Origin of the sequence: Parapedobacter pyrenivorans (genome assembly GCF_014636865.1) — a bacterium.
GTDB classification, from domain to species: domain Bacteria; phylum Bacteroidota; class Bacteroidia; order Sphingobacteriales; family Sphingobacteriaceae; genus Parapedobacter; species Parapedobacter pyrenivorans.
The window spans coordinates 13193-38411 of record NZ_BMER01000005.1; the positions used below are offsets into that span (position 1 = coordinate 13193).

Here is a 25219-nt window from a genome sequence, read left to right on the forward strand (position 1 = left end):
TGGCTGAGAAAGCCGCGAAAATTAAAGTTAATATGATGCGATATGGCGTAGTCGGGCTTTATTTAAGTATGGCCTCAAGTCTTTCTGCCCAAGAACCCCTACAGCTTTGGTACGACAAACCGGCAAAGATATGGGAAGAGACCGTGCCCTTGGGAAATGGCCGATTGGGGATGATGCCTGATGGCGGATTAACTGCGGAGAAGATTGTACTGAATGAAATTACCCTATGGTCCGGCAGCCCGCAGGATCCCAACAACTACGACGCTTACCAAAGTGTCGGGGATATCCAACGGTTGTTGCTTCAAGGCCGAAACGACGAAGCTGAAAAATTGGTGAATGCCAACTTTGTATGTGCCGGGGCAGGTAGCGGCCACGGTACCGGTGCCAATGTACCGTTCGGCTGTTTTCAAACGCTCGGAGAACTACACATCCAATTCCATCACAAACAGGCACAGGCGAACAATTACCGTAGGCAACTCGACCTGCCCACCGCCATCGCCTCCACATCGTACGAAATCGATGACGTCGCCTATCATCGGGAATATTTTACGTCGTTCGGCGGGGATGTGGGGATAATCCGGTTGACCGCTGACGAAAAAGAGGCCTTGAGCTTCTCAGTGATGTTGAGCCGAGAAGAAAATGCACAGGTGATCGTGGTAGATGATGAATTGCAGCTTTTCGGGGCGCTCAACGATGGCCGTGGCGGAACGGGAATGCAATACATGGCCCGTGTGCGTATTCAACATCATGGCGGCAAGCTGGCCGTGGAGGGAAACGCTCTCCGTTTGGTGGGCGCTAACGAAGCCATACTCTATTTTTCGGCCGCCACAGATTACAGAGGCAATGCCTTTGAAAAACAATCTGCCGAATTGTTGGAACAAGCCATCCAAACACCTTATGAAGGTCAGAAAGAAGCACATATATCGTCCTTCCAGCAATTGTTCAATCGGGTTTCGTTGGATATAGCAAGCCCGCAAACCGCGAATATCCCTACAGACGAAAGACTAAAGCAGTTCTTCAGATATCCGCCCGGCGATAATGGGATGGCGGCACTGTACTTTCAATATGGGCGCTACCTAAGCATTTGCAGTACGCGCCCCGGGTTGTTGCCCCCAAATTTACAAGGGCTTTGGGCACATCAGATACAGACCCCTTGGAATGGTGATTATCACCTCAACATCAATGCGCAGATGAACCACTGGCCGATTGAGGTTGGCAATTTGCCGGAATTGCACGAACCATTCATCGAGATGATCAAAACCATCGCCGAGGCCGGTAGAAGTACAGCCAAGGCCTACTACAATTCACCGGGCTGGGTGTGCTACATGATGACTAATGTATGGGGCTATTCGGCACCGGGTGAACAGGCTTCATGGGGAGCCAGTACCGCTTCGGGGTGGTTATGCAACCATCTTTGGGAGCACTACTTGTTCACACAGGATAAAAACTATTTGGCTAAAGTCTTTCCTGTACTACGAGACGCCGCTATCTTCTACCAACATACGTCGATCGAAGAGCCATCAAATGGCTGGCTGGTCACAGCTCCATCGGTTTCACCCGAGAACACTTTCCTTATGCCTGATGGCGCGCGGGCCAGTGTGGTGATGGGTCCGACAATTGACAACCAGATCGTCAGGGAATTGTATAGCAATGTCATCGCTGCTGCGGACGCGTTGGGCATTCGTGATACGTTTGTTGATAGCCTGGAGCAGAATTTGGTACGGCTACCCCCTCCCGTTCAAATAGGGCGTGATGGGCGTATCATGGAATGGCTGGAGGAATATAAAGAAGCAGAGCCTCAACACCGCCACGTATCCCACCTTTACGGATTATATCCAGCAGCATTCATCTCCCCGCAGACGACACCGGAATGGGCTGAAGCTGCTAAAAAGACACTGGAGTTGAGGGGTGACGCAGGCACTGGATGGAGCCGGGCGTGGAAAATCTTGTTTTGGGCAAGATTGCAGGATGGCAACCGTGCGCTGGAAATCCTTCGGCAATTATTACAGCCGGCATTCGGCAATGACACAGATTATAGCGGTGGCAAGGCGGGAACTTACCCCAACCTCTTCTGTGCTCATCCTCCGTTCCAAATTGACGGTAACTTCGGCGGAACCGCCGGAATCGCTGAAATGTTGTTACAAAGCCATGCCGGGTTCATCCACCTACTACCTGCACTACCAGATGCATGGAAGGATGGGGAAGTAAAAGGATTGAAGGCACGGGGTAACTATACCGTGGATATAAAATGGCAGGATGGAAAAGTGACCAATTACCACATCCATTCAACTACCGGTAAACCGGTTGATGTGCTGGTAAACGGAAATGTAGTGTCTGTTGGCGGATAGAAGACCTACAATACCGCCAACAAATTCTTCCATCCCACCAAATCACTGATGATTTTCTCCAGGTCGACCGCAGCAACCCGTTCTTGCTCCATGCTGTCGCGATGACGTAACGTGACCGTATCGTCTTCCAGCGACTGGTAATCAACCGTGATGCAAAACGGTGTACCGATAGCATCCTGCCTACGGTAGCGCTTGCCAATGGAGTCCTTTTCGTCGTATTGTACGTTATAGTCGATTTTGAGTCGGTTGAGGATTTCCCGTGCTTTGTCGGGCAAGCCATCTTTTTTGGTCAACGGTAGTATAGCTGCCTTCACAGGTGCTAATGCCGGATGAAAGTGCAAAACCGAGCGTGAATCCTTTTTATCTTCAGTGCTCAAATCCTGTTCCTCAAAGGAGTTACATAGCACGGTAAGGAAAAGGCGATCGAGTCCGATAGATGTTTCAATCACATACGGCACATAATTCTGGTTGATTTCGGGGTCAAAGTACTGCAGTTTCTTACCCGAAAATTTCTGATGCTGGATGAGGTCAAAGTCGGTACGTGAGTGAATGCCTTCCACCTCTTTGAAACCAAATGGAAACTCATATTCGATATCTACCGCGGCGTTGGCGTAATGCGCAAGCTTTACGTGGTCGTGATAACGGTATTTAGCGGTGTCTCCGCCCAAAGCAAGGTGCCATTTCAAGCGCGTTTCCTTCCATTTGCTATACCATTCGAGTTCAGTCCCTGGGCGCACGAAAAACTGCAGCTCCATCTGTTCGAACTCACGCATACGCATGATGAACTGACGGGCAATCACCTCGTTGCGGAAGGCCTTGCCAATCTGAGCAATACCAAACGGCACCTTCATACGACCACTTTTCTGTACATTGAGGAAATTGACGAAAATTCCCTGAGCCGTTTCAGGCCTAAGGTATACCGTATCGGCTCCTTCGGCTGATGCACCCATCTGTGTAGAAAACATCAGGTTGAACTGTCGCACCTCGGTCCAGTTTTTGGTGCCGGATACGGGGCACACGATGTTGTGTTCTTCAATAATCGTCTTCAGTCTCGGCAAGTCATCATCATTCAACGCAGCGTTGAGATCAGCTTGCAATTGCTGGGCCTTTTCGGTCTTTCCATCGGTCTCGTAACGAGCAATCTTGTCTTCGATAAGTTGGTCCGCACGATACCGCTTCTTCGAATCCTTATTGTCTATCATTGGGTCGTTAAAGCCATCGACGTGGCCCGAGGCCTTCCAAGTGGTAGGATGCATAAAAATGGCGGCATCGATACCCACGATGTTCTCGTGGAGCTGCACCATCGCTTTCCACCAATACTGCTTCAGGTTGTTCTTGAGTTCGGAACCCAGTTGTCCATAATCATAAACCGCACTGAGGCCGTCATATATTTCGCTCGAAGGGAATACAAAACCATATTCCTTGGCATGCGAAACTACATTTTTAAAGAAGTCGTCCGTCTGTTTGCTCATAAGACGGCAAACATAGATAAAAAGCCGTTGATATGCAAAAGCAAAACCCCTCAAATGAGGGGTTTTGCTTTTGCCGAATTTTAGCCTCCTACCGCTGTTCAGTGGCGTAGTCAACCAATGCAAACAAATACTGGATGGCGTTGTCAAAGCCTTCGGGCGTTTGCGCTACAAACTCGCCCGAAATGGTATTCCTTTTTATTCCGTTGGATTTGAAATAAAAATCACCCATGGAACCAAACATTTTATGGAATGCGATATAACGATCCAATGATGCCAGTTGCGCTGTCGGGATTTCTGCCGACAACTTCTTGGCACTCAGTAAACCTACAAACTTATTCTTGGTAAGCAGTTTGCGGGAATAGCGGTCAACCTTGCCTCGGTATTGATTGGAAGCGATGGCGGATAACTGATCTACAGACGTGCCGATAAAGATAATTCCGTCTTTCCGGGCAAACAGTAAATCGAATGGCAACTCCGTGTTAACCAACTGATAAACACCATTTTCCTCCAACAAATATCCCTTATTGCTCACGTATGACATTACCCGGTTGTAAAGAGCAGCATCATCAGATGAAAACATAAATAGGAAATCCGGGATGGTTTCCATTTTGGTTTTTTCCACCTCCTGATAGTTGTAGTCATCGTCATATTCATAGCTGATGTAAGGAACCTCCTTTTCAGACACGCCATTCAATACAAACAATGCATCGCCTTTGGCCACTTTTGCCAAAGCCTCTTCATCCAGCATAAGCGACAGCAGCTCGGCTCCCAAATCAATATCATCGGCATACTGTGAAAACATCCCCCCGTAGGTGTCTTTCATTAATGCCGGCAACTCTTCCAGGTAGGCTTTTGTATCCATGACGAGGGAAAAGTAGCCAATGGCATCGTCAGTATTCAGATATCTGAGAAACTTTTTGTTCAGTTTGCCCCCATACATCCGTTGGAAACTTTTGGCCATATTACCATCTACTTCCATGGATGATTTCAGCTTAAACCCTTCGTCGTCAGCAAACAATCCAACTTGTAGGCTGCCATAATAACTGAATAACTTCCCGGCAGAGCGGAATTCCCCAAGTTCTGGCAGCAGTGCCGTGTAGATGGATTCAAAACTTGGTATCCAGACGGATACCAGCGCATCCTTGTTTAGGCTAGCCACATATGAGCTATTATTCAACACACTCTCTGCTAATGGGCTGTCAAACAAAGCCGAGGAATAAGCTCCTGCCCATTCCGATACGAGTTGCTGTTTGACAGCCTGATCTGCCGCATAGTATGAATCATAAGGGTTACCGTCATCTTCAACAGAGTCTACTGCATAATCTTCATAGCTGTACGCGTCATAGGCCGAGTCGAGTGCTGCCGTATCTGCCGCCCCCCAATCCAATTCCCATTCACTGGTATCGGCAGGGAGCACCGGTGGGGGAATATCAAAATCCACTACACTTGCTGTATCTTCTTCTGCGTACCAATCATCCATGTATACGCTATCAGCGGCTTCCGTAGCAGCTTCCTCATAATAATCGTAGTAATTGTAGTTCATGAGGCCATACCGTTGGGCCACATCCGGTTGTTCAAAATAGTTGCTTACGAGCGTGGCACTGGTGATGGTAAGCGTACTATTATCCCAGGCAAAGACCGCACTGTCGCCAGAGACCTCCTTAACGAAGCTTTTGTAGCTTCCGTGGTCCTGTACGTTTTCGTCTTTGGCGAAATGCTTTTCAAAGTTGTTTACGTTGGCAATGGGCAACAGGAAATTAAAGTAGGTAACGCTATCCGTAAGTTTCGCATAAAAATAGGTCGTGCGATCCAATGCAATTCCAAAGTCGGCGATTCCTTGAACACCATCGAAGCCTGCTTCATTGGCTTTTTCACGGACGGCCTTCCCGACGGTTGTGGTATTGAATTCATCTACGCTCATCAACTCAAAAAAATGAGCGGTCTGGATGTTCACGACAGCGAAAGCGTCATGCGGTATTTTACGGGCAAGGTCCTGTGCATTTGCCGTCGAAGCGATCAGTATGCCTATGGTAATAAATAGTTTATTCATGTGTCAATTTGCTAATTTAATATGATTGGTGATATTGTTTTTCCCATTGATCAAGTCGAGCACGGAACCTTGGAGCATTACCGCCTTTTTGGAAGATGCTAATTTGGCGGAAGTATTGCTTTGCGAAATCACTTGTCGATCGAACCGGTAAATACTCGTATAAGTGGCCGATTTGAAAATCTCCTTGTCGGCCTCCTTCATTTTATCAAACTCCAGCTTAGCCTTCGGTTCATGCATATATATTCTACTGAATGTCCGTGTGTCATTACGGTATGCATAGGAAGATTTGTTGGCGGGAGAAATCTTCATTTCTTCAAAAATGTTGTTGGAAATACGGTTCAGTTTGTCAACGTCCGTAAAGGAAAACCGTATGGTGGCAATAAATTTATCGAAGTCTACCGAGTGTGTGACATTGGATATCCCTTCTATTTCCCTCAGTTCTCCTTCCAGCTTGATCAACTGGTTGCGAATGTCTGCTCTGGAGGGTACTTTGTAGCCATTAACACTATCCAACAGCATGATGGAGGCCAACTTGGTTTTACTCTGACTGAGGTTAGCCGTAAAAACAGCATCCCCCGAACCATCCTTTCTCACCGTCACGTCTTCAACGATTTGGAAACAAGAGGCGAAGACCAAGAGGCAAGGCAAGAAAACAATCAATAGCGCCCTCCCCTTCTTTATTTGTTTTAACATTCCACATGAATCAGGGAGCAAAGATATGGCTATATCATCAAAAACAGCACCCCTGTTTTCAGGTATTTCGACATCCGCTATTCAAGCTGGCGCGTCAGGCGCGTCAATGACCTGCTTCTCCCTTGCCAGAGGAAACTTTTCGCTTACTTGCCTCGTAGATGCGTATCGTAATAAGGAAGTAGGAAAGCAGAAGCGGTCCATACACCAGCCCCATCATACCAAATAAAGGGATACCGATAATAACGCCAACTACGGTAATGATCGGGTGGATATCGCCCACTTTCTTGGCAATAATCAATCGCAGCACATTGTCGATATTGATAACCACCACAAAACCATATACCAAAAGACCGATGCCGGCCAAGTTATCACCCTGTGTAAATGCATATACCGCAGCGGGTACAAAAATGAGTGGTGGGCCCAGCAGCGGAACAAAGGAGAGAATAGCACATATCACGCCCCAGAACAACGCGTCATTGAAGCCGAATATCCAAAAGCCCAACGCCAATGCTCCCCCTTGTACCAACGCAATAAACGTTTGGCCGATAACATTGGAGTATGTGATGTTACGGAGCTCGTGCCCAAAACGCACAGCGTTTTCCACTTCGAACGGCGAGTAACGGAGCAATCCCCGCTCGAAGGTCCTGAAGTTGACCAACAGGAAATATAATAGGAAATACATGACGGTAATGTCCAGAAACAAGCCAGCGGCACCGCTGAGCAGCGAAGTGAACATGCCGCCAAAGTAGGTCGCACTTTTCTCTAACTGCTCCTGGAGTAAATCCGGTTTACCAATTTTGTCTCCTGCGTATTCATTGATCGTATCGACAGCATTTTTTATCCATTCTGGGTTTTTTACCAATGCCACGATCTTGTTCGTCAACAGGGTACCGATTCCCAAAAACGGCAAGACGATGATCACAAAGGAGATGGCAATAATGACCACTGCTACGATGGGTCTCCGCCATTTCAGTCGCTCCACCAGCCAGATATTCATGGGCCGGAATATGGTGTACATGACCATCGTGCCCAGGAGCGCACCAATAATGCCCCTCACAGCGTAGGCTACAACGGCACCCAGCAAAATCAAGAGCACAAGCGTAATGATATTGCGCTCTTTTTGAGTGAATACGGAATAGGACATAGACAATACAGATTAGCAATTAACCTTTAAACAGCAAATCAGAAATTTGGTTTTCGCTTCTCCAAGAAAGCCGCTACGCCCTCGCTGAAGTCTGACGTGCCGAAACATCGGCCAAATTCATTGATTTCCGTTTCGAATCCCTGGTCGTTAGATCCCAGGCTGGCATTGACTGCCCTAATCGCACCCGCTACCGCAGTCTGCGAGCGCGCCGTCATGCGGTGGAGGATTCCTTCCGCTTTGGCAAGTAACTCTGTGGATTCCACTACATGGTTTAAGATACCATATTCCAGTGCTTGCTCCGCGGTGACCATATCGCCCGTGAGTATCATTTCCAGCGCGCGCCCCCGTCCCACTAGCTGCGTAAGGCGCTGCGTACCACCATATCCCGGTATCAGACCGAGCGATACTTCGGGTAAACCTAGTTTCGCGTGGGTGACCGCTACGCGGATATGACAAGCCAATGCCAATTCAAGACCGCCCCCCAGTGCATAGCCATTGATGGCCGCAACGATGGGTTTATTCGCATGATGTATCAAATTAAACACCCGAGTCTGGCCGTCTTGAGCAAGCGCCCGTCCTTCTTCCGAATTGAGGCCGGCAAATTCGGCAATATCCGCACCGGCCACGAAGGCCTTGTCGCCCGCGCCGGTAAGTACAATGCCCCTGATTGCTGCGGTGGCTAGTGCATCCCCGATAGCGTTATTCAACTCCGTCAAGGTCGCCTTACTTAATGCATTTAACTTGGCCTCACGGGCAACGGTAATCCGGCGAATATATCCGTTATCATGGATTAGTAAATGCTGGTATGTCATCATTAAAAGTCTACTTTCACGCTAAAACGTATTCCGCCCCGATCGACATCGGGATGGTTAAGATACGACAATCGCCGTACATATTCAACACGCAGCACATTCAAAATATTTTCCACCCCCGCACTCACCTCCATATAGGGTCTGCGAGCCAACATAAAGGTTGTCGGGTTGCCCAATGCATCCGTCGGAAGGAGATACGTCATAGGGTTGTGTGTTGGTCGATTCTCTGGTCGCACATCGCCATAGAGCAATTTGAACCCCGCCAGTTCGCGAATCTTCAGCTTTTTCAACAGGGGTATTTTGTTTAGGATAAAGCCGTGGAGTCGATATTCGATGTTTAACTTGATGTAGCGATCGCTCACAAACTCAAGATCATTCATCAATGCATAGGAGCCTTGCGCCAGTGCATAGGTTCTGCTTGCATAAGGAATATCGAGTAAAGGAAAGGGTACCGCCCCGAATATATAACCTGTTCCCAAATTAATATCAGCCAACCCCAACTGCGAAAGAAATACGCGTTTCGACACATCAAGCCTCAACGTATGATAATTGTATTCCCCGCCCAAGAAGCCTTTTAATCCCATGTTGTAGCGCAGGTTGAATACCGGATATTCATTGATGATCGGCGAACGTTCCAGGTTCCGCTGAAAAAACTCCTCATTAGGTGCCCAGCGGAGGTCAATGCCCAGCTCTGCTGTTCGCAGCGATCGAATGGTGTCGCGATCGGCTGCCGTAATAAAATAAAGCTGGGCCGCCGGATCCTGTCGTTGGGAGGCAAATGAGGTTTGGAGCATCACATGATTCGCAAACTCAATCACGTGATTAAGCTTGAAAGCTTCGTAATAGGACCATTTATCCTGCTTTCCACTGCGAAAAGACCCGATAAAACTATCGCCGTTGCGATAGGCCATTTGTTGGCCCGGCTCCCGCGCGTCTTGCTGGTACATGACATGTACATAATGCGATGGGTATTCGCCCACCCGCCGTCCATTGAGCGAATATGCTGCGCCGCCAAAGAATTTCAGTCGATCATCCCGGACACCATAAGCCGCATAGGCTTCTGCATAAAGCTTTTCAGAAAATTGGCGGGTCGTGCGCCCACTAAGCCGTATGCGACTCCCTTCCAGATCGTTGAAGCTATAGGTGTACTCAAATGGGCCGAACTCCACGGGGCCGGCATTCACGTAGCCCTGTGCCAACAAATACCCCAGTTTTAAAGATCGCTTGAACGAGCGGTTGTGCCGCAGGCTATCCAGGTTGACATAGGTTTTTTCTTCCGCTTCGGTCAGCTGTACTGGTCGTTCCCTTTCCCAGTAGGTGTCTGTCTGTTGGTCTGCATCTTCCAACTTTACCCATTGTTGTCCGTTAAATGCACTCCCCGGGATGGGGGTCTTTATATCATAATCCGAAAAAACCAGTGTCCTTTGTCCGAATGCCCCGCGCTCACTTTCGAATAGTCCGAAGTTAATTTTTACATCGGAATAGGCCGGAAAGTAGATTCCATTACCATGCCGGCTAAAGCGCAGAGCTATATTTACATCATTTACCCAGTTAAGATTGGCACGGTGGTCTATCCAAATATCAGCCCGGCGTATCCCATAGTTGCCATCTAAGGTGACCTGCAATTTCCCGGAGAACAAACGATCTGTTTCATTTCTCGGCACGAATGTCAACTCTACGAATTGACCTTCGGCGTTTGAGATTGTGTCCGTGATAAAAAACTTATAAAATAGCGGAGCCGCATCAGCCGTTGGGCTAAGAAACGGCTTGTTTAAGATTAAAATATTGTTCTCATAGATATCTACATCGGTATGGATAAACCTGAAATAGCTTTCTATGTTTTCGTTATTTACATACCGTTGGTCGAGCTGCGTTTTTTTGTTGGCGGTAATGATGGTTTTAGCAGCCTTCGGTTGCAATCGCAGGTACCTTTTTGACAGGTTTTCTTCCAAATAGATGGGCAGTAGGGGCCTGCCGGGCACCAAGATTGTATCCACATTTTCAAATACATATCGGTATCCCTTAGCCAGTGCACTATTGGTCACAAACTTGGGCACATCACTCACCGCCATCATGATCTTTTCATAGGCACCGAATGATACATAATCGAAGCGCGTCAAACGGTTCACGTGCTTATGCTCGATGACCTTGCCAATAAGTGCCACCGCCGGGTTATTTCGATTGCGGTACCGCCCCTTTCCTTGGATAACCACCTCATCAAGCGTCTGTAAACCCTCCTCCAGTTCCACGTCAATGATCTGCGATCGGCTTGTATCAATCGGCTTCGTAACCGTTTCATAGCCCAGCGCACTAAATCGGATATGTGTAGCCGCCCTCTCGGAGGTCAGCGTATAGTTGCCAAGGCTATCGGTAGAGGTACCATGTGTTGTATGTAGCAATAATACCGTGGCACTGGCGATGCCTTCACCTGAAACGGCGTCAACCACCCTTCCCTTGATAATCGATTGCGCAAAAAGCGATGAAAAGGCGATCGTCCCTACCAATGTTAGCATTTCTTTCAAAGCAGCGAATCGTATTCTCATAGCGGCCCGTTCCGTTTCATACCTAACGTGTATAAACGTTCACAAGATACAATTTGTTGAGAAGTTTAAAAAGATTGTCATACCGGCAGGCCAATTGTCTTATTTTTAATTAGCTCCAAAAAGAAAGCCCCAAAACGGGAGAATCGAGGCTGTTTACAGTTACATTCCAAAAATAAAAAACCCCGCGGTACCATACGCGGGGTCGTAGCCTCGACGGGAATCGAACCCATATCTAAAGTTTAGGAAACTTCTATTCTATCCGTTGAACTACGAGGCCAGAAATTCCGCATGCAAACATACGATTTTACGCAAATAAATTGAAAATGAATGACGAAAATCATAATCATCACCCAAAGGCCGGTGAAATAGAACGCCATTTTCGAAAGGGCAATCGATAGCTATTCTATATAGCGCATCGATAAAAACGATAATTCTTCCACGCAATAAACCGTACCTTTGCAGCAACAAATTTTAAAGGATACAACACTATGAGTTTTACAGGAAAAAAATTCCCTAACGTTACGGTTGATGCAATTGACTACCTCGGTGACAATTTGTCCATCAACATTTTTGAAGAAGCTACAAAGAACGGAAAAAAAGTATTATTGTTTTGGTACCCCAAGGACTTCACGTTTGTATGTCCTACAGAATTACATGCTTTTCAAGACGCGCTACCCGAGTTCGAAAAACGCAATACCATTGTCGTCGGCGCGTCATGCGATACGAATGAGGTACACTTTGCCTGGTTGAATACAACCAAAGATAATGGTGGTATCGAAGGGGTAACCTATCCCATCCTTGCCGACACCAACCGCAATCTTTCCCGCATATTGGGTATCTTAGAAGGCGAAGAAAAGGAAAGCGAAGAATTTGGCTATATTTTCGAAGGTTCTAACGTAACCTTCCGCGCCACATACCTCATCGATGAGGATGGCAAAGTATTCCACGAAAGCGTAAACGATATGCCCGTAGGCCGGAACGTGAAGGAATACATCCGGCTAATCGATGCATATGCGCACGTGCAGAAATTTGGTGAAGTCTGCCCAGCGAACTGGGAAGAGGGCAAAGATGCTATGCACGCCAACCGCGAAGGAGTAGCGGCATACCTTTCCAGCCAACCGGCAATGAACTGAAGTTCGTTATAGATTTTCAAAGGCCCGTGGATGACCGCAATGGATTGCTCACAGGCCTTTGTAATGAATCGACCTAAGTCAATCTGTTGGTTTTAAAACGAAAAGAAAAATGTTACAGGAATTAGAAAACGACAACCTAGCCGATATCGTAAAAAGCAACGACGTCGTATTGGTTCAATATTCTGCCACGTGGTGTGGCAATTGTAAAATCATGAAACCGAAGTTCAAGAAATTGGCATCGGAAAATGACCAAATCTCATTTGTCATCGCGGATGCCGAGCGCTTCCCGCAGTCGAGGCAACTGGCAAATGTTAGCAACTTACCCACCTTCGCCGCGTTCAAAAACGGTCAGCTGGTAAATCAGGTGCAGACCAATAAGTTTGATCCATTAATCGATTTACTCAATGAAGTTGCCCATAATTAAACACCTAGCCGAATTTATTGAACAGAACGACCAGGATTATATCCTCGAAACCATTGAAACCCTCGAATCGCTCACCGAAGTTCCTTCTCTGAAGGATGAGGAGCTGGATGTCATTGGCGAACTCATTTCAAACCTATATGGTGCTATTGAAGTAGATAAGCTGGTGAAAACCGGAATGGAGCGGAAGGAAGCGCTCAATGTGTTTATGAAGCGTGTGCTGGGGTCGATCGACAAGGTTTGATCCGGCACGATGTTTTCTGCCTGCATTGTTTAAAACACGCCTTTTGTGGAAAACTTGCCAAAGCCCCCCGGTCGGGTATTCTTTGCTTTGTCGTATCTTTACCGTTGTTAAAGGTTAATTTCTTAAAGCCGAGCTTTTGAATTTCTTTGATAAAGGCAGTCGCCCCTTCCTGATAGCGCTTGTCAAAGCGAGGGTTTTAAGATTTAAATGATTTTTTAATTGTTAATTTGCAAAAGCCGTCCCGGTGCTCTTCGGGACGGCTTTTGTTTTGTAAAATTTATGTGAGCGGTGCAGATTCGTAAACATTTTAAGCGTTATCTTTAGGCCATGGACATAAAACGACTCGTATTACCCCCGTTTATACTATTAATAACCACGCTATCCCTTGCCCAGGCATCGCATCCGCAGCACGCCGGCGAAATCAAACAGGCCATCAAGAAGCTGAATACGTTGGGTTCGGTGTTATATTTTGCAGCGCATCCCGACGATGAAAACACCCGGCTGATTGCCTGGCTCGCCAAAGAAAAGCTTTACCGCACAGGCTATCTTTCACTGACACGGGGAGACGGTGGACAAAATCTCATCGGCACGGAGCAAGCCGAAGAACTTGGGCTTATCCGCACCAATGAATTGCTCGCTGCAAGGCAGGTGGATGGGGGAGAGCAGTTTTTCTCAAAAGCCCTCGACTTCGGCTTCTCGAAAACGTGGGACGAGACCTTTCATATCTGGGGACGAGACGAAATCCTCGCCGACGCCGTGTGGGTAATCCGAAAATTCAGGCCGGACGTGATCATCACTCGCTTCCCGCCCGATGAGCGGGCAGGCCACGGACACCACCAAGCTTCTGCAATACTAGCTATTGACGCCTTTAAAGCAGCGGCCGACCCCAACCGGTTCCCCGAGCAGTTAGATGAGGTGGAAACATGGCAAGCCAAGCGTCTCCTATGGAATACGTCGAGCTTTTTTCAGGGATCTCCGCCTTCCGCAGATCATTTCCTCATGAATATCGGCGATTATAACCCTTTCATCGGCCAATCTTACGGTGAGCTCGCCGCCGAGAGCCGATCGAACCATAAAAGTCAAGGGTTCGGAGCTGCACGCCAACGCGGAAACAGTGTCGAACGGTTTGAAGTACTGCTGGGTGATGCTCCGGAAAAAACATTGTTTGACGGCGTTGAAACCTCTTGGAAACGGGTCAACGGCGGTGCCCATATTACACAACGGATTGCCTCAATCGATAGCGCGTTCGATATGGAGCATCCCGAAAAATCCATCGGCGGTTTGATGGATTTGTTAGATGCCGTCGCGAGCACGGAAGACAGCTACTGGAAGGAGCAGAAGACTGCCGAAATCAAGGATCTCATTTTAGCTTGCGGCGGAATATGGTTTGAAAGCTACGCGCCCACAGCTAAATTTGCCGTAGGCGAACAGATACCCATCAATACGGCGTTCATCGTGCGACGGCCCGGTATAGCGGTCGCGGTCGGGGATGATTTATTAACGTTTAATGAACTGCACGAGCAGTCTTCTCACTTCACTGCTACCACCATTACACAGCCGTATTGGCTACGTCAGCCTCACGGACTGGGCCGTTTCGTAGTGGACAACCAAGCAGATGTCGGTCGTCCGGTAAACAATGACGCTCCAAAAACCTCCATTACCTTGCAAATCAATGGAAAGGCGCTCCTATTCGAACGCCCTATCGTATACAAATACACCCACCCCGTTAGGGGCGAAGTATATGAGCCGCTAACTATTGTCCCACGGATTACGGCCAATCTGGGTCAAAAGGCCCTTGTATTCAATGGCAATGGGCCCAAAACGCTGGAGGTGCTCTTCACCGCGCACACGCAAGAAGAAATTTCGGCGACGGCCTCCTTACAATTACCGCAGGGATGGCGGGCCGAACCCAAACAGGTCATGTTAAACTTTTCAGCCAAGGCGGAAGAATCCGTTTCCCGGTTTACCCTCTATCCGGCAGAAGACCCATCGCTTTCGGATTCGCTGAGCATCGTATTGCAGTATGCGGATTCGGCGGAAGCGGCCCGCGCTATTCAGTCCATCACGTACGAGCACATCCCAAAAATTACCTGGTTTCCACCGGCGATGGCCCGTCTAACCAAGGTGGAAACAGGCGTATCGGCCACCCGCATCGGTTATTTGCCCGGTGCCGGAGACTTGATTCCCGAGGCCTTACGAGAAATCGGTCTGCATGTGACTGTGCTAAACGAGCAAGACCTATTGTCGGGCAATTTGTCCCAATACGATGCGATTATTACGGGCATACGGTTATACAACACCAATCAACGGATGTCACATATCCAGCCCCGCCTGCTGCAGTATGTCAATGATGGTGGGACATTGCTGATACAATACAATGTAAGTGGCGGGATGCGCACGCCCGAACTCGGACCCTATCCCTTAACGCTTAGCCGGAGCAGGGTAACCGATGAGGCGGCCCCCGTTACCATCCTCAATCCCGACAGCCCGGTGTTGAATTACCCCAACAACATCACAGATGCCGACTTTGAAGGATGGATACAGGAGCGCGGGCTGTATTTCGTGGGGGAGGCTGCCCGGCAATACGACAGACCCCTCAGCATGGCCGATCCCGGTGAGTCGCCCAATGACGGCTCACTATTGGTAGCACGTTACGGCAAAGGTAACTTTGTTTATACATCGCTTGCTTTTTTCAGGCAATTGCCCGCGGGCGTGCCGGGCGCATACAGATTATTCGTAAATTTGCTAGCAAAACCCAAAGATTAAACGGACATTCATATGGAAAAACACATCGAAGAGCATTCCAACGGACAGCGTATCAGCAATTACTTCTATTTACTTGGTGCCGTATTTGGCGGGTTGACGGGCGTGCTCGTGCAAGAAGGCTTCATCGGTGCCGTCATTGGAGCAATAGTCGGATTGCTGTTTGCCGGCTTTTTTGTTGGCACCTTGCTCAAAGGCCGCGAGCATGACCGATAAAGGGCTGCCTCCCTTTGTCCGCAACTGGAAACGGTTCTATTGGATCGTGGTACTCTGGTTGCTGGTATTAATCCTGCTGTTTTACTTATTTACCAAATATTTCGGATGAGTAATACGGATTGGATTGTCCTTTTCTGCACCCTGCTTTTGATTGTTGCCTACGGTGTATACAAAAGCAGGGGTATTCGAAATATCGACGGATACCTGCTGGGCAATAAATCCCTACCCTGGTACCACGTCGCCTTGTCCGTGATGGCCACGCAAGCCAGCGCCATCACCTTTCTGTCGGCACCGGGGCTCGCGTATTCCTCGGGCATGAGTTTCGTCCAGTTTTACTTCGGCTTGCCGTTGGCCATGATTGTACTGAGTATTTCTTTTGTACCCATGTTCCATCGGTTACGGGTATTTACCGCCTACGAATTCCTGGAAAAACGCTTCGATGTGCGCACCCGGGCATTCACCGCTTTGTTATTTCTCATCCAACGGGGCTTGTCTACCGGCATCACCATTTATGCGCCGGCAATCATCCTGTCCAGCATTTTGCAGATCAATGTGGTGTACACCACACTATTCATCGGTACACTCGTCGTGTTGTACACCGTATATGGCGGCACAAAAGCGGTATCCTACACACAGCTACTGCAAATGACCATTATTTTTGGCGGGTTGCTGGTGGCGGGGGTGTTGGTTGTCTACATGTTGCCCAAAGACATCGGCCTGATGAAGGCGCTGCACATTGCAGGCAAGTCCGGCAAGGCCAATGCCATCGACCTTTCTTTTGATTGGAACAATCAATATACGCTATGGAGCGGCCTCATCGGCGGCTTTTTTTTACAGCTTTCCTACTTCGGTACCGACCAAAGCCAGGTAGGGCGCTACCTCACAGGTTCATCCATCCGCGATAGCCGGATTGGCCTGCTTATGAATGGCTTGCTGAAAGTTCCTATGCAATTTTCCATATTGCTCATTGGCATATTGGTATTTGCCTTCTATCAATATAACAGCCCTCCCATATTCTTCAATAAATACGAACTCCATAAAATCGAACAAAGCAGCTATGCTGCGCAGGTAAACGAGTTAAAAGCTGAACACAACCTGATCTTTGAGGGCAAAAGAGAACAGATACACCGCCTTACGGAAGCACTTGACCGCGGGGATGATGCGATGATTGCCGATGTACGCGAAGAGCTGCAAAGCGCCGATGTTCGAGCCAAAGAAGTGCGAGCGGACTTAGTCACGTTGATGCAGGAAAACGATCGCCTCGCAGACACCAACGACAACAACTACATCTTTTTGACTTTCGTAACGGAAAATTTTCCCCGGGGGCTCATCGGACTCTTGGTGGCTATCGTCTTTATGGCCTCCATGGGGGCCACGGCCAGCGCAATCAACTCACTGGCATCCACGACGGTGATCGACATCTACAAACGCTTTGTAAGCAAGGCGGGCAGTGAGCGCGGCTACCTCTCCGCATCCCGGCTATTTACGTTCGTATGGGGGATATTCTGTGTAATCATTGCCCTTTATGCAAGTAAACTGGGCAATTTACTGGAAGCGGTCAACATTTTGGGTTCACTATTCTACGGCACCATTCTCGGCATTTTCGTGGTAGCATTTTACGTCAAGCGGGCAGGCGGTCGTGCTGTGTTCCAAGCGGCGGTGCTCACGGAGGTCTTGGTAATCGCATTGTGGTGGTTTGATGCGATGGCTTTCCTTTGGCTAAACCTGGTAGGATGTACGGGCGTTGTGTTGTTTGCCCTTTTGTTTCAAGGCATCCCACATAATCGTACCACTCAGACCCCAACAGCCTAGTGGGAATCAATCATTCCCAGCGTAGACAAATCCAAGCTAATCGAGCCGAAAATCCGCCCATACCGGATAGTGATCGGATAACTTTGCTTTGATGATCTGATAATGGGATACGTCAAAATCCCCGGTCGAAAGGATATAGTCGATTTGAAAATTGGGGAAGTCCCCATTGTAAGTGACCCCCCAACCATGTCCCTTTTCACGAAAAGCGTTTCGCAATCCAGACGAAACCTTATTTACCGCATATGACAAAGGCGTGTCATTGAAGTCGCCCGCGATAAGGTATGGGGTTTTGCATGTGCGACTATGTTCACGAAGCGCTTCGGCTTGGGCACTTCTGGCGGTGAAAGCACGTTTCAGGCGCGCACCAATACGCTTAGTAGAAGCGGCGTCTTTCTCGATGGTCTTCGACGGGCTGTTGATAAAGTCGTAGTCTTCCTTTTGAAATCCGAACGAACGCAAGTGAACATTGTAAACTCTGAAAATCGAACCGTTCTTTTCGATATCCGCATAGATAATCCGGTTTACACCATACTCATGGTCTGGCACGTAACCCGAGGCCACAATAGGGTATCGAGAGAAAATCGCCATGCCATAGGCTTCGTAGTCGTTCGCTGCGGTCGGAGAAATATAATGGTAGGCCATCCCGATTTTCTTTTCAAACTCCTTGGCCATATTATATTTGCCTTTTTGCCGTGTATAATACTCCTGGATACAGATCACGTCCGGAGATACACTGTCCATCAACCGCATGGCCTCCGTCCTGATCGTTAGTTCGGTATCCTTTTGCTCAAAAGCTCTGAAAAAATGTACATTGTAAGTAAGCAGGCGAATGTGCGCTGTATCCGGCGAAGCAACCACGCTTTCGGGCACCTTCCCGCTAAACCCAAAGTGGTTGTTCAGCGTGCTCCATCCCAACAAGATAGCCAGGAACGAAACCACGGCGTAGCGCGGGTTCTTCATCAACCAGTAGACAACAAATAAACTATTGATAACCAGTAGGGGTAGATAGGCAATGCCAAAAAAAGCGATGGGCCAAAACACCTGCGGGTTAATCACCGGAGCCAGGTAGCTCAATAACAATCCCACAACAGCAGAAATGTTCGCCAATAATACCGCTTTACTGAAAAAACCCAGTCGCTCTTTACGCCCCGATTTCCTTGCCATCAGTCAATATTCATTTTGACCTTGCTTGCTGGCTTTAAAGAGGGCCTCTTTTTCCGCTTTCGTAAGGCTATCATATCCCGATTGCGAAATCTTGTCCAAAATACGATCAATCACCTCTTGGTTAGGCACCAATGGCTCTTCGTATGAGGGGGTTTCATTGCGCACCACCCGGAGTTTCCGTCTTCTTCGCTCACGGCCCAAAATACGGCTCCAATCCTGGCCACTTTGCAACCGCTTGATGTAAATAAAGCCAAACAGCGCGCCACCGATATGTGCAATGCTTCCCCCTGCGTTCAGTCCCGCAATGGCCAGAACATCAATCACAATAAATGCCAGCGCCAGGTATTTCAACCTAACGTTACCGAAAAAGAGCAGCCGGATGGTATAATCCGGCAGCAATGCTGCTGTAGCAAACACGATGGCACTCACACAGGCAGACGAACCAATCATCACCGTACCGAAAGCCGTCGCTTTAAACACAGGAATCAGGTTGTATGCCAATAGGTAGAGTACACCCCCGACAATCCCCCCTGCAAGGTAAACAAATGTAAATTGTCTTTTTTTGAGGAAATCAAGGAAAATGATACCTATCCAAAACAGCCAAAGCATATTGAATAGGAGGTGAAACAACCCCTGCTGGGTAAACATATAGGTGGCCAGCGTCCAAGGTTTGTAAAGCCAGCCGGATACCGATGCTGGCAACTGTAGCCAAGACAGCAGATAACCCGCCAAGTGAATGTCGGTAAATCCAAGAGCAGTAATCAACGAAAGCAGGCTCAACCCCACGAACACGAGGATGTTGATGGCAATAAACAGGTATAGCGGACTTCCCGAACGGAAAGCCTTATGCCATAAATCGCCAACCCATGACTTTTTCATCGCTACGCTTCCTGTATAACTACCTGATAACAGTTGCTAATATATGAATTTTTTTTAAACCTGCGCTCACCGTTATCGCTACCAATAATTAGGACGCTTCACGCCCCAAAGCTTAATCAACAAAAACCCAAACAACGCGCCGCCAATGTGTGCAAAATGCGCGACGGAAGACCCGGTACGCGACACGCCCAGAAACAGTTCGATAAGTATCATTACCGGGATAAAATATTTGGCCTTGATGGGTACCGGTAAAAAAATAAGCATCAATGGCGTATTGGGAAACAGGTATCCGAATGCAATTAACAGACCGTATATTGCGCCCGAAGCACCTACCATGGGCGTGGTATACACCGATAGGAGTGTTTGCCGGCTTTCCAGCGGGAGGCTACTTGCAATCCTTGCGCTCCGGTTGGCGACGTCGACCTCCGAGAGGAACGCTCTTGCCGAAAAAGAATCCACAATCATATATACCTCCAGTGCCTGGACTGCAAATTGCAAAACCAATGCCCCGAGGCCTGTAATCAAATAAAAATTCAGGAAACGCTTTGATCCGAATACCTGCTCCAATACGGGCCCAAACATGAACAGGGCAAACATGTTGAAAAAGATATGGGTAAACCCGCCATGCATAAACATGTATGTAATGACCTGCCAAATGTGAAAGCCAGGCGAGTCGGGGTAATACACGCCGAACAGGTCATTCGCGCGAGAGAAGATAAGCGACCCCCCAACAAAGCAAATGATGTTAATGATGAGGAGGTTTTTTACTACCGGAGGTATTCCAGAAAACGGGGATGCGGTATTGTTAAACATATTTCATTCGATAATTTAGCGCTCAAAGCGTTCTGTCAGTTCGCGCAATGTAAATGTAAGGATTATGGGTTTGCCATTCAAGGACACATTTGGCATTTCACATGCAAACAGGCGATCGATCAGTTCGGCCATATCACCTGCCTCTAATACCATGCCGGGCTTGATGGCCGCATGCCGAGCGAGGCTTCTGGCCAACTGCTCATGTCTAGGCAGCTTCAGCTGTGCCTGATTGTTTTTATAATCTTCGAGCAACCGCTCCAACACTTCCCGTTCGTTTACCCCCGCCGTCAGGTCCGCAGGAATACCCTCCACCACAAAGGTATGTTTTCCGAACTCGCGGATCTGGAAGCCCAGCGCCCGTATGTCCGGGAGCAAATCGGTTATCAACTGAAAGTCCGAACCGTTGAGTGTCACGGTCTGTGGAAACAGGCTTTGCTGGCTGGCACCTTGCCGACTCTCCTGTTGTTGACGGAATTGTTCAAACAGAATGCGTTCATGTGCGGCGTGCTGGTCTATCAGGATAAAACCCGAATGGATTTGCGACACAATGTATCGATTATGCAGCTGAAAAGGCCTTTTTCCTCCAGACGTCATATGCTCACCGGAATGGGCGGCATCCGATCCATGGAGGTCCAATTGCTCGCTTTGCGACTTTTGCGTAATTTGGTAAAGGGTATCCCATTGCTGGGGGATAGCCGCAGATTGCCTTCCGCCACCGGATCTGCCGCCTTCAAAAGGATTGTAGTCGGGGTTAAACGTGATAGACGGCGGAGTGATTTCCTCCAATGGCTTCGGGCTTATCATTTGGCTAAACCCCGTTTCCTGGTTGAAATCAAGAGTAGGGGTAATATTATACCGTCCTAATGAGCGCTTTACAGCCGACTGCAGGATGGCATAGATCGCACGCTCATCCTCATACTTGATCTCTGTTTTCGTAGGGTGCACATTGATGTCGATCTTTGCCGGATCAATCTCAATAAACAGCACATACAAGGGGAAGCTGTCGGCAGGCAGGATGCCTTCATAGGCTTTTACGACCGCATGGTTAAGATACGGGTCTTTCACGAAGCGGTTGTTTACAAAAAAATACTGTTCGCCTCTGGTCTTCTTTGCATATTCGGGTTTACCGATAAACCCGTTGAGGTTGATGATTGTTGTCTCCTCTTGCACGGGTACCAGGCGTTGGTTATAACTGTTGCCAAATACGTGAACGATACGCTGCTTAAGCGTTTCCCCTGGCAGGTGAAATAGCTCCTGATCTTCACTATGCAACGTAAAAAACACATCGGGATAGGCCAGCGCCATCCGCTGAAATTCATCCACAATGTGGCGCATTTCCACCGGATTACTTTTAAGGAAATTACGCCGGGCTGGAATATTATAAAATAAATTTTTGATGCTGATACTGGTTCCCGCAGGCAAAGCTTCCGGCTCCTGGCGCACGACATCCGACCCTTCGATCACGATACGGGTGCCCAGTTCATCTTCTACACGCCGCGTCTTCAGTTCAACGTGAGCAATTGCGGCAACGGAGGCCAGTGCCTCACCACGGAAACCCATTGTACGGATGGCAAATAAGTCTTCCGCTTTCCGAATCTTGGACGTCGCATGGCGCTCGAAACAAAGCCTTGCATCGGTCACGCTCATCCCGCATCCATTGTCGATTACTTGAATAAGCGACTTTCCTCCATCCTTCACAATCAGCCTTATCTTGTCGGCTCCAGCATCAATGGCATTCTCTATCAGTTCCTTTACTGCCGAAGCCGGCCGTTGTACCACTTCCCCCGCAGCAATCTGGTTGGCCACGGCATCGGGCAACAATTGGATAATATCTGACATATGCCGCAAAGTTACTAAAACGTCCCTACACCACGCATTTCCGTGGCGAGAAAACGCGCCGTGTGGCTTTGCTCGCATTTGATAAGGTCTTCCGGGGTGCCGCTGAAAAGAATATATCCGCCCCCGGCACCACCTTCGGGCCCAAGGTCAATCACCCAGTCCGCCACTTTGATTACATCGAGGTTATGCTCGATTACCAGTACCGTATTTCCGCGATCCACCAACCGATCGAGCACATCGAGCAATACCCTCACATCCTCGAAATGCAGCCCCGTGGTGGGTTCATCCAGGATATAGAACGTCTTGCCCGTGTCTTTTTTGGAAAGCTCCGTAGCCAGCTTCACGCGCTGCGCCTCACCGCCCGACAGCGTCACCGAAGATTGCCCCAACGTGAGATAGCCCAGCCCCACGTCCTGCAGGGTCTTGATTTTGCGGTAGATAGCGGGGATGTTTTCAAAAAACGCAACAGCTTCATCGATACGCATGTCGAGGACATCACTGATGGACTTGCCCCGGTAGCGCACTTCCAATGTCTCCCGATTATAGCGTTTGCCATTGCAGGTTTCGCAGGGCACCTGCACATCCGGCAGGAAGTTCATCTCGATAACTTTCATCCCCGCACCTTGGCAGGTTTCGCATCGGCCGCCCTTCACATTAAACGAGAATCGTCCGGGCTTGTAACCCCTTATTTTGGACTCAGGCAGCTGCACGAACAAGGCTCTGATGTCCGAAAACACACCAGTATAAGTAGATGGGTTAGATCTTGGCGTACGGCCAATGGGACTTTGGTCGATCTCGATAACCTTGTCGATATGCTCAAGCCCGGTTACCTTTTTATAGGTCAACGGTGTTTTTTTAGCCCGGAAAAAATGATGGTTCAGGATCGGGTAGAGCGTTTCCGTTATGAGGCTAGACTTTCCGCTGCCCGATACACCGGTAACAAGGATCAACTTCCCCAAGGGAAATTCGGCCGTAACATCCCGTAGGTTGTTGCCCGAAGCGCCTAAAAGATGCAGGCTGTGGCCAGTACCTGGCCGGCGCCTGTCGGGCACGTGGATTTCCTTTGTCCCGTTAAGATAAGCAGCCGTAATTGTATCGGCAGCTTTGATAGCCTGGGGTTTACCCTGTGCCACCACCAGCCCACCATGCGCCCCGGCTGCCGGCCCCATGTCGATTACATAGTCGGCGTGCAGGATCATGTCCTTATCATGCTCTACAACCAGTACCGAATTACCAATGTCACGAAGGTTCTTAAGGGCTTTGATAAGTCGCTCGTTGTCACGTTGATGCAGCCCAATGCTGGGCTCGTCGAGGATATACAGCACATTGACAAGCTGCGAACCGATCTGCGTGGCTAAGCGGATGCGCTGCGCCTCGCCGCCGGAAAGCGTTTTGGCGGTGCGATCAAGTGTCAAATAATTGAGCCCCACGTCCAAGAGGAAGCCAAGCCTTGATCGGATTTCCTTAAGGATCTCCCTTGCAATAACCTGTTGGCGTTCGTCCAATCGCTGTTCGACGTTTTCAAACCAAGTCGCCAGCGTACTAATGTCCATTGTAGCCAGCTCATGAATGTTCTTTCCCGCTATTTTGAAATGGAGCGACTCCTTTTTCAGACGCGCACCCTGGCAAACCGGGCATACCCGTTGTGCACGATAATCGTCCAACTGCTGCCCGTTGAGGCCGAGTCGTTCATTTTGGTCTTCAAGCATTTTGAAAAGACCTTCGAACGTGATCTTGTAATCCTTCGTGTTCCAGCTGCTGTAAGAGACGGGCACGGTCACTTCTTCTTCCGAACCATTCATCAGTACCTCGAGCTGTTCACCCGTCAGCTTCCCTATGGGTGTTGTCAGTGAAAAGTCGTATTTCTTTGCGACGGCTTTCAGCACTTGGAAATTCCAGGTATCCCGATATTCACCAAGGGGTGCCAGTCCGCCTTTCATGATACTGAGTTTCGGGTCGGGCATAACGGCCTCACGGTCTATTTCATAAACATAGCCCAATCCACCGCACCGATCACAAGCACCATATGGTGAATTGAAGGAGAACGTATTGGGTTGCGGCTCGTCGTAGGAAATGCCCGATTCGGCATCCATCAGATAGCGGCTGTAGAAATGTTCATTATTGGCCTTATCGCTGATTTTGATAATGCCTTTGGCGGCTTTCATTGCCTGCATCACCGACGTATAAAGCCGCTTTCGGTCCTTCTCAGATACCATCAGCCGATCAACGACCATTTCGATGTCGTGGATCTTGTAGCGGTCTGCTTGCATCTTGGGCACAATATCCAATAGCTCGCCGTCCACCCGTACCTTTACATAACCCTGTTTACGAATCTGCTCAAACAATTCACGGTAATGTCCCTTGCGGCCCTTTACCACAGGCGCCAACACATTGACGGCCTGTCCTTCAAATTGCGCGATGATACGGTCGACCACCTGATCTTCTGACATCCGCTCCATCCGCTTCCCGGTAACATAGGAGAATGCGGCCCCGGCTCGGGCAAAAAGCAAACGCATGAAATCATACACCTCGGTAATTGTCCCCACCGTAGACCGCGGGTTTTTGCTCGTTGTTTTCTGTTCAATGGAGATTACCGGACTTAGGCCCGAAATCTTATCAACATCCGGCCGTTCCATTCCGCCCAGAAACTGGCGACTGTACGCGCTGAACGTTTCCATATACCGCCGTTGGCCTTCGGCATAGATCGTATCAAAAGCAAGCGAAGACTTTCCACTGCCACTCAGCCCCGTTACGACCACCAGCTCATTACGGGGAAAGCTTACATCGATGTCTCGGAGGTTATGTACACGCGCACCAAATACTTGTATCTCATTTTGCTCGCCCAGGTCAGGCGTCATTTGTTCAGTCATTTA

General features: G+C 48.8%; 18 protein-coding genes and 1 tRNA gene. 7 read left to right on the top strand and 12 right to left on the bottom strand.

What is annotated here, in order from left to right:
- The first annotated feature begins 32 nt into the window (after nucleotides 1-32).
- On the top strand, nucleotides 33-2348 hold the full coding sequence (locus IEV98_RS19220; protein ID WP_229738856.1) for a glycoside hydrolase family 95 protein: 2316 nt from the start codon (nucleotides 33-35) through the stop codon (nucleotides 2346-2348).
- A gap of 5 nt (nucleotides 2349-2353) precedes the next feature.
- Here IEV98_RS19220 and IEV98_RS19225 read toward each other — a convergent pair whose 3' ends face one another.
- From IEV98_RS19225 to IEV98_RS19255, 7 genes are all read right to left on the bottom strand, one after another.
- The gene (locus IEV98_RS19225) at nucleotides 2354-3820 is read right to left on the bottom strand and encodes a glycine--tRNA ligase (protein ID WP_188507668.1); all 1467 of its coding nucleotides are present in this window, start codon (nucleotides 3818-3820) and stop codon (nucleotides 2354-2356) included.
- Between the two features lie 88 nt (nucleotides 3821-3908).
- Entirely contained in the window at nucleotides 3909-5870 is a 1962-nt protein-coding gene (locus IEV98_RS19230) for a hypothetical protein (RefSeq protein ID WP_188507669.1), read from the bottom strand.
- 3 nt (nucleotides 5871-5873) lie between these two features.
- Complete coding sequence (locus IEV98_RS19235) at nucleotides 5874-6563, bottom strand: hypothetical protein (protein ID WP_229738857.1); 690 nt, start codon at nucleotides 6561-6563, stop codon at nucleotides 5874-5876.
- Nucleotides 6564-6666: 103 nt separating this feature from the next.
- The gene (locus tag IEV98_RS19240) at nucleotides 6667-7707 is read right to left on the bottom strand and encodes an AI-2E family transporter (RefSeq protein ID WP_188507670.1); all 1041 of its coding nucleotides are present in this window, start codon (nucleotides 7705-7707) and stop codon (nucleotides 6667-6669) included.
- 38 nt (nucleotides 7708-7745) lie between these two features.
- On the bottom strand, nucleotides 7746-8522 hold the full coding sequence (locus IEV98_RS19245) for an enoyl-CoA hydratase/isomerase family protein (RefSeq protein WP_307726871.1): 777 nt from the start codon (nucleotides 8520-8522) through the stop codon (nucleotides 7746-7748).
- Nucleotides 8522-11062, bottom strand: coding sequence for a DUF5686 and carboxypeptidase-like regulatory domain-containing protein (locus IEV98_RS19250; RefSeq protein WP_188507671.1), 2541 nt, complete (start codon nucleotides 11060-11062; stop codon nucleotides 8522-8524). The genes IEV98_RS19245 and IEV98_RS19250 overlap by 1 nt, the downstream gene beginning before the upstream one ends.
- 205 nt (nucleotides 11063-11267) lie before the next feature.
- A tRNA-Arg gene (locus IEV98_RS19255) sits at nucleotides 11268-11339 on the bottom strand.
- A 211-nt stretch (nucleotides 11340-11550) separates the two neighbouring features.
- On the opposite strand from IEV98_RS19255, the gene IEV98_RS19260 reads away from it, so the two are divergent.
- From IEV98_RS19260 to IEV98_RS19285, 6 genes are all read left to right on the top strand, one after another.
- A complete protein-coding gene (locus IEV98_RS19260; RefSeq protein ID WP_188507672.1) occupies nucleotides 11551-12195 on the top strand; it encodes a peroxiredoxin in 645 nt (214 codons plus the stop codon).
- A gap of 109 nt (nucleotides 12196-12304) precedes the next feature.
- Nucleotides 12305-12619, top strand: a complete 315-nt coding sequence (locus IEV98_RS19265) for a thioredoxin family protein (RefSeq protein WP_188507673.1) — start codon at nucleotides 12305-12307, stop codon at nucleotides 12617-12619.
- Nucleotides 12600-12860: a DUF6952 family protein gene (locus IEV98_RS19270; RefSeq protein WP_188507674.1), complete on the top strand. Its 261-nt coding sequence runs from the start codon at nucleotides 12600-12602 to the stop codon at nucleotides 12858-12860. The genes IEV98_RS19265 and IEV98_RS19270 overlap by 20 nt, the downstream gene beginning before the upstream one ends.
- A gap of 327 nt (nucleotides 12861-13187) precedes the next feature.
- The gene (locus IEV98_RS19275; protein ID WP_188507675.1) at nucleotides 13188-15626 is read left to right on the top strand and encodes a PIG-L family deacetylase; all 2439 of its coding nucleotides are present in this window, start codon (nucleotides 13188-13190) and stop codon (nucleotides 15624-15626) included.
- A gap of 12 nt (nucleotides 15627-15638) precedes the next feature.
- Nucleotides 15639-15839: a YtxH domain-containing protein gene (locus IEV98_RS19280; protein ID WP_188507676.1), complete on the top strand. Its 201-nt coding sequence runs from the start codon at nucleotides 15639-15641 to the stop codon at nucleotides 15837-15839.
- A 105-nt stretch (nucleotides 15840-15944) separates the two neighbouring features.
- Nucleotides 15945-17651: a sodium:solute symporter family protein gene (locus tag IEV98_RS19285; RefSeq protein WP_188507677.1), complete on the top strand. Its 1707-nt coding sequence runs from the start codon at nucleotides 15945-15947 to the stop codon at nucleotides 17649-17651.
- 36 nt (nucleotides 17652-17687) lie between these two features.
- Here IEV98_RS19285 and IEV98_RS19290 read toward each other — a convergent pair whose 3' ends face one another.
- The 5 genes from IEV98_RS19290 to uvrA form a co-directional block, all read right to left on the bottom strand.
- Nucleotides 17688-18815 carry an endonuclease/exonuclease/phosphatase family protein gene (locus IEV98_RS19290; RefSeq protein WP_188507678.1) on the bottom strand — a complete coding sequence of 376 codons (1128 nt, stop codon included), beginning with the start codon at nucleotides 18813-18815 and terminating at the stop codon, nucleotides 17688-17690.
- A 3-nt stretch (nucleotides 18816-18818) separates the two neighbouring features.
- The gene (locus tag IEV98_RS19295; protein WP_188507679.1) at nucleotides 18819-19694 is read right to left on the bottom strand and encodes a rhomboid family intramembrane serine protease; all 876 of its coding nucleotides are present in this window, start codon (nucleotides 19692-19694) and stop codon (nucleotides 18819-18821) included.
- Nucleotides 19695-19772: 78 nt separating this feature from the next.
- Nucleotides 19773-20507 (bottom strand): rhomboid family intramembrane serine protease, encoded by a 735-nt coding sequence (locus IEV98_RS19300; protein WP_188507680.1) that lies wholly within the window; start codon nucleotides 20505-20507, stop codon nucleotides 19773-19775.
- Between the two features lie 15 nt (nucleotides 20508-20522).
- Nucleotides 20523-22346, bottom strand: a complete 1824-nt coding sequence (gene mutL, locus IEV98_RS19305) for a DNA mismatch repair endonuclease MutL (protein ID WP_188507681.1) — start codon at nucleotides 22344-22346, stop codon at nucleotides 20523-20525.
- Between the two features lie 14 nt (nucleotides 22347-22360).
- On the bottom strand, nucleotides 22361-25216 hold the full coding sequence (gene uvrA / locus IEV98_RS19310; RefSeq protein WP_188507682.1) for an excinuclease ABC subunit UvrA: 2856 nt from the start codon (nucleotides 25214-25216) through the stop codon (nucleotides 22361-22363).
- Nucleotides 25217-25219: the final 3 nt, after the last annotated feature.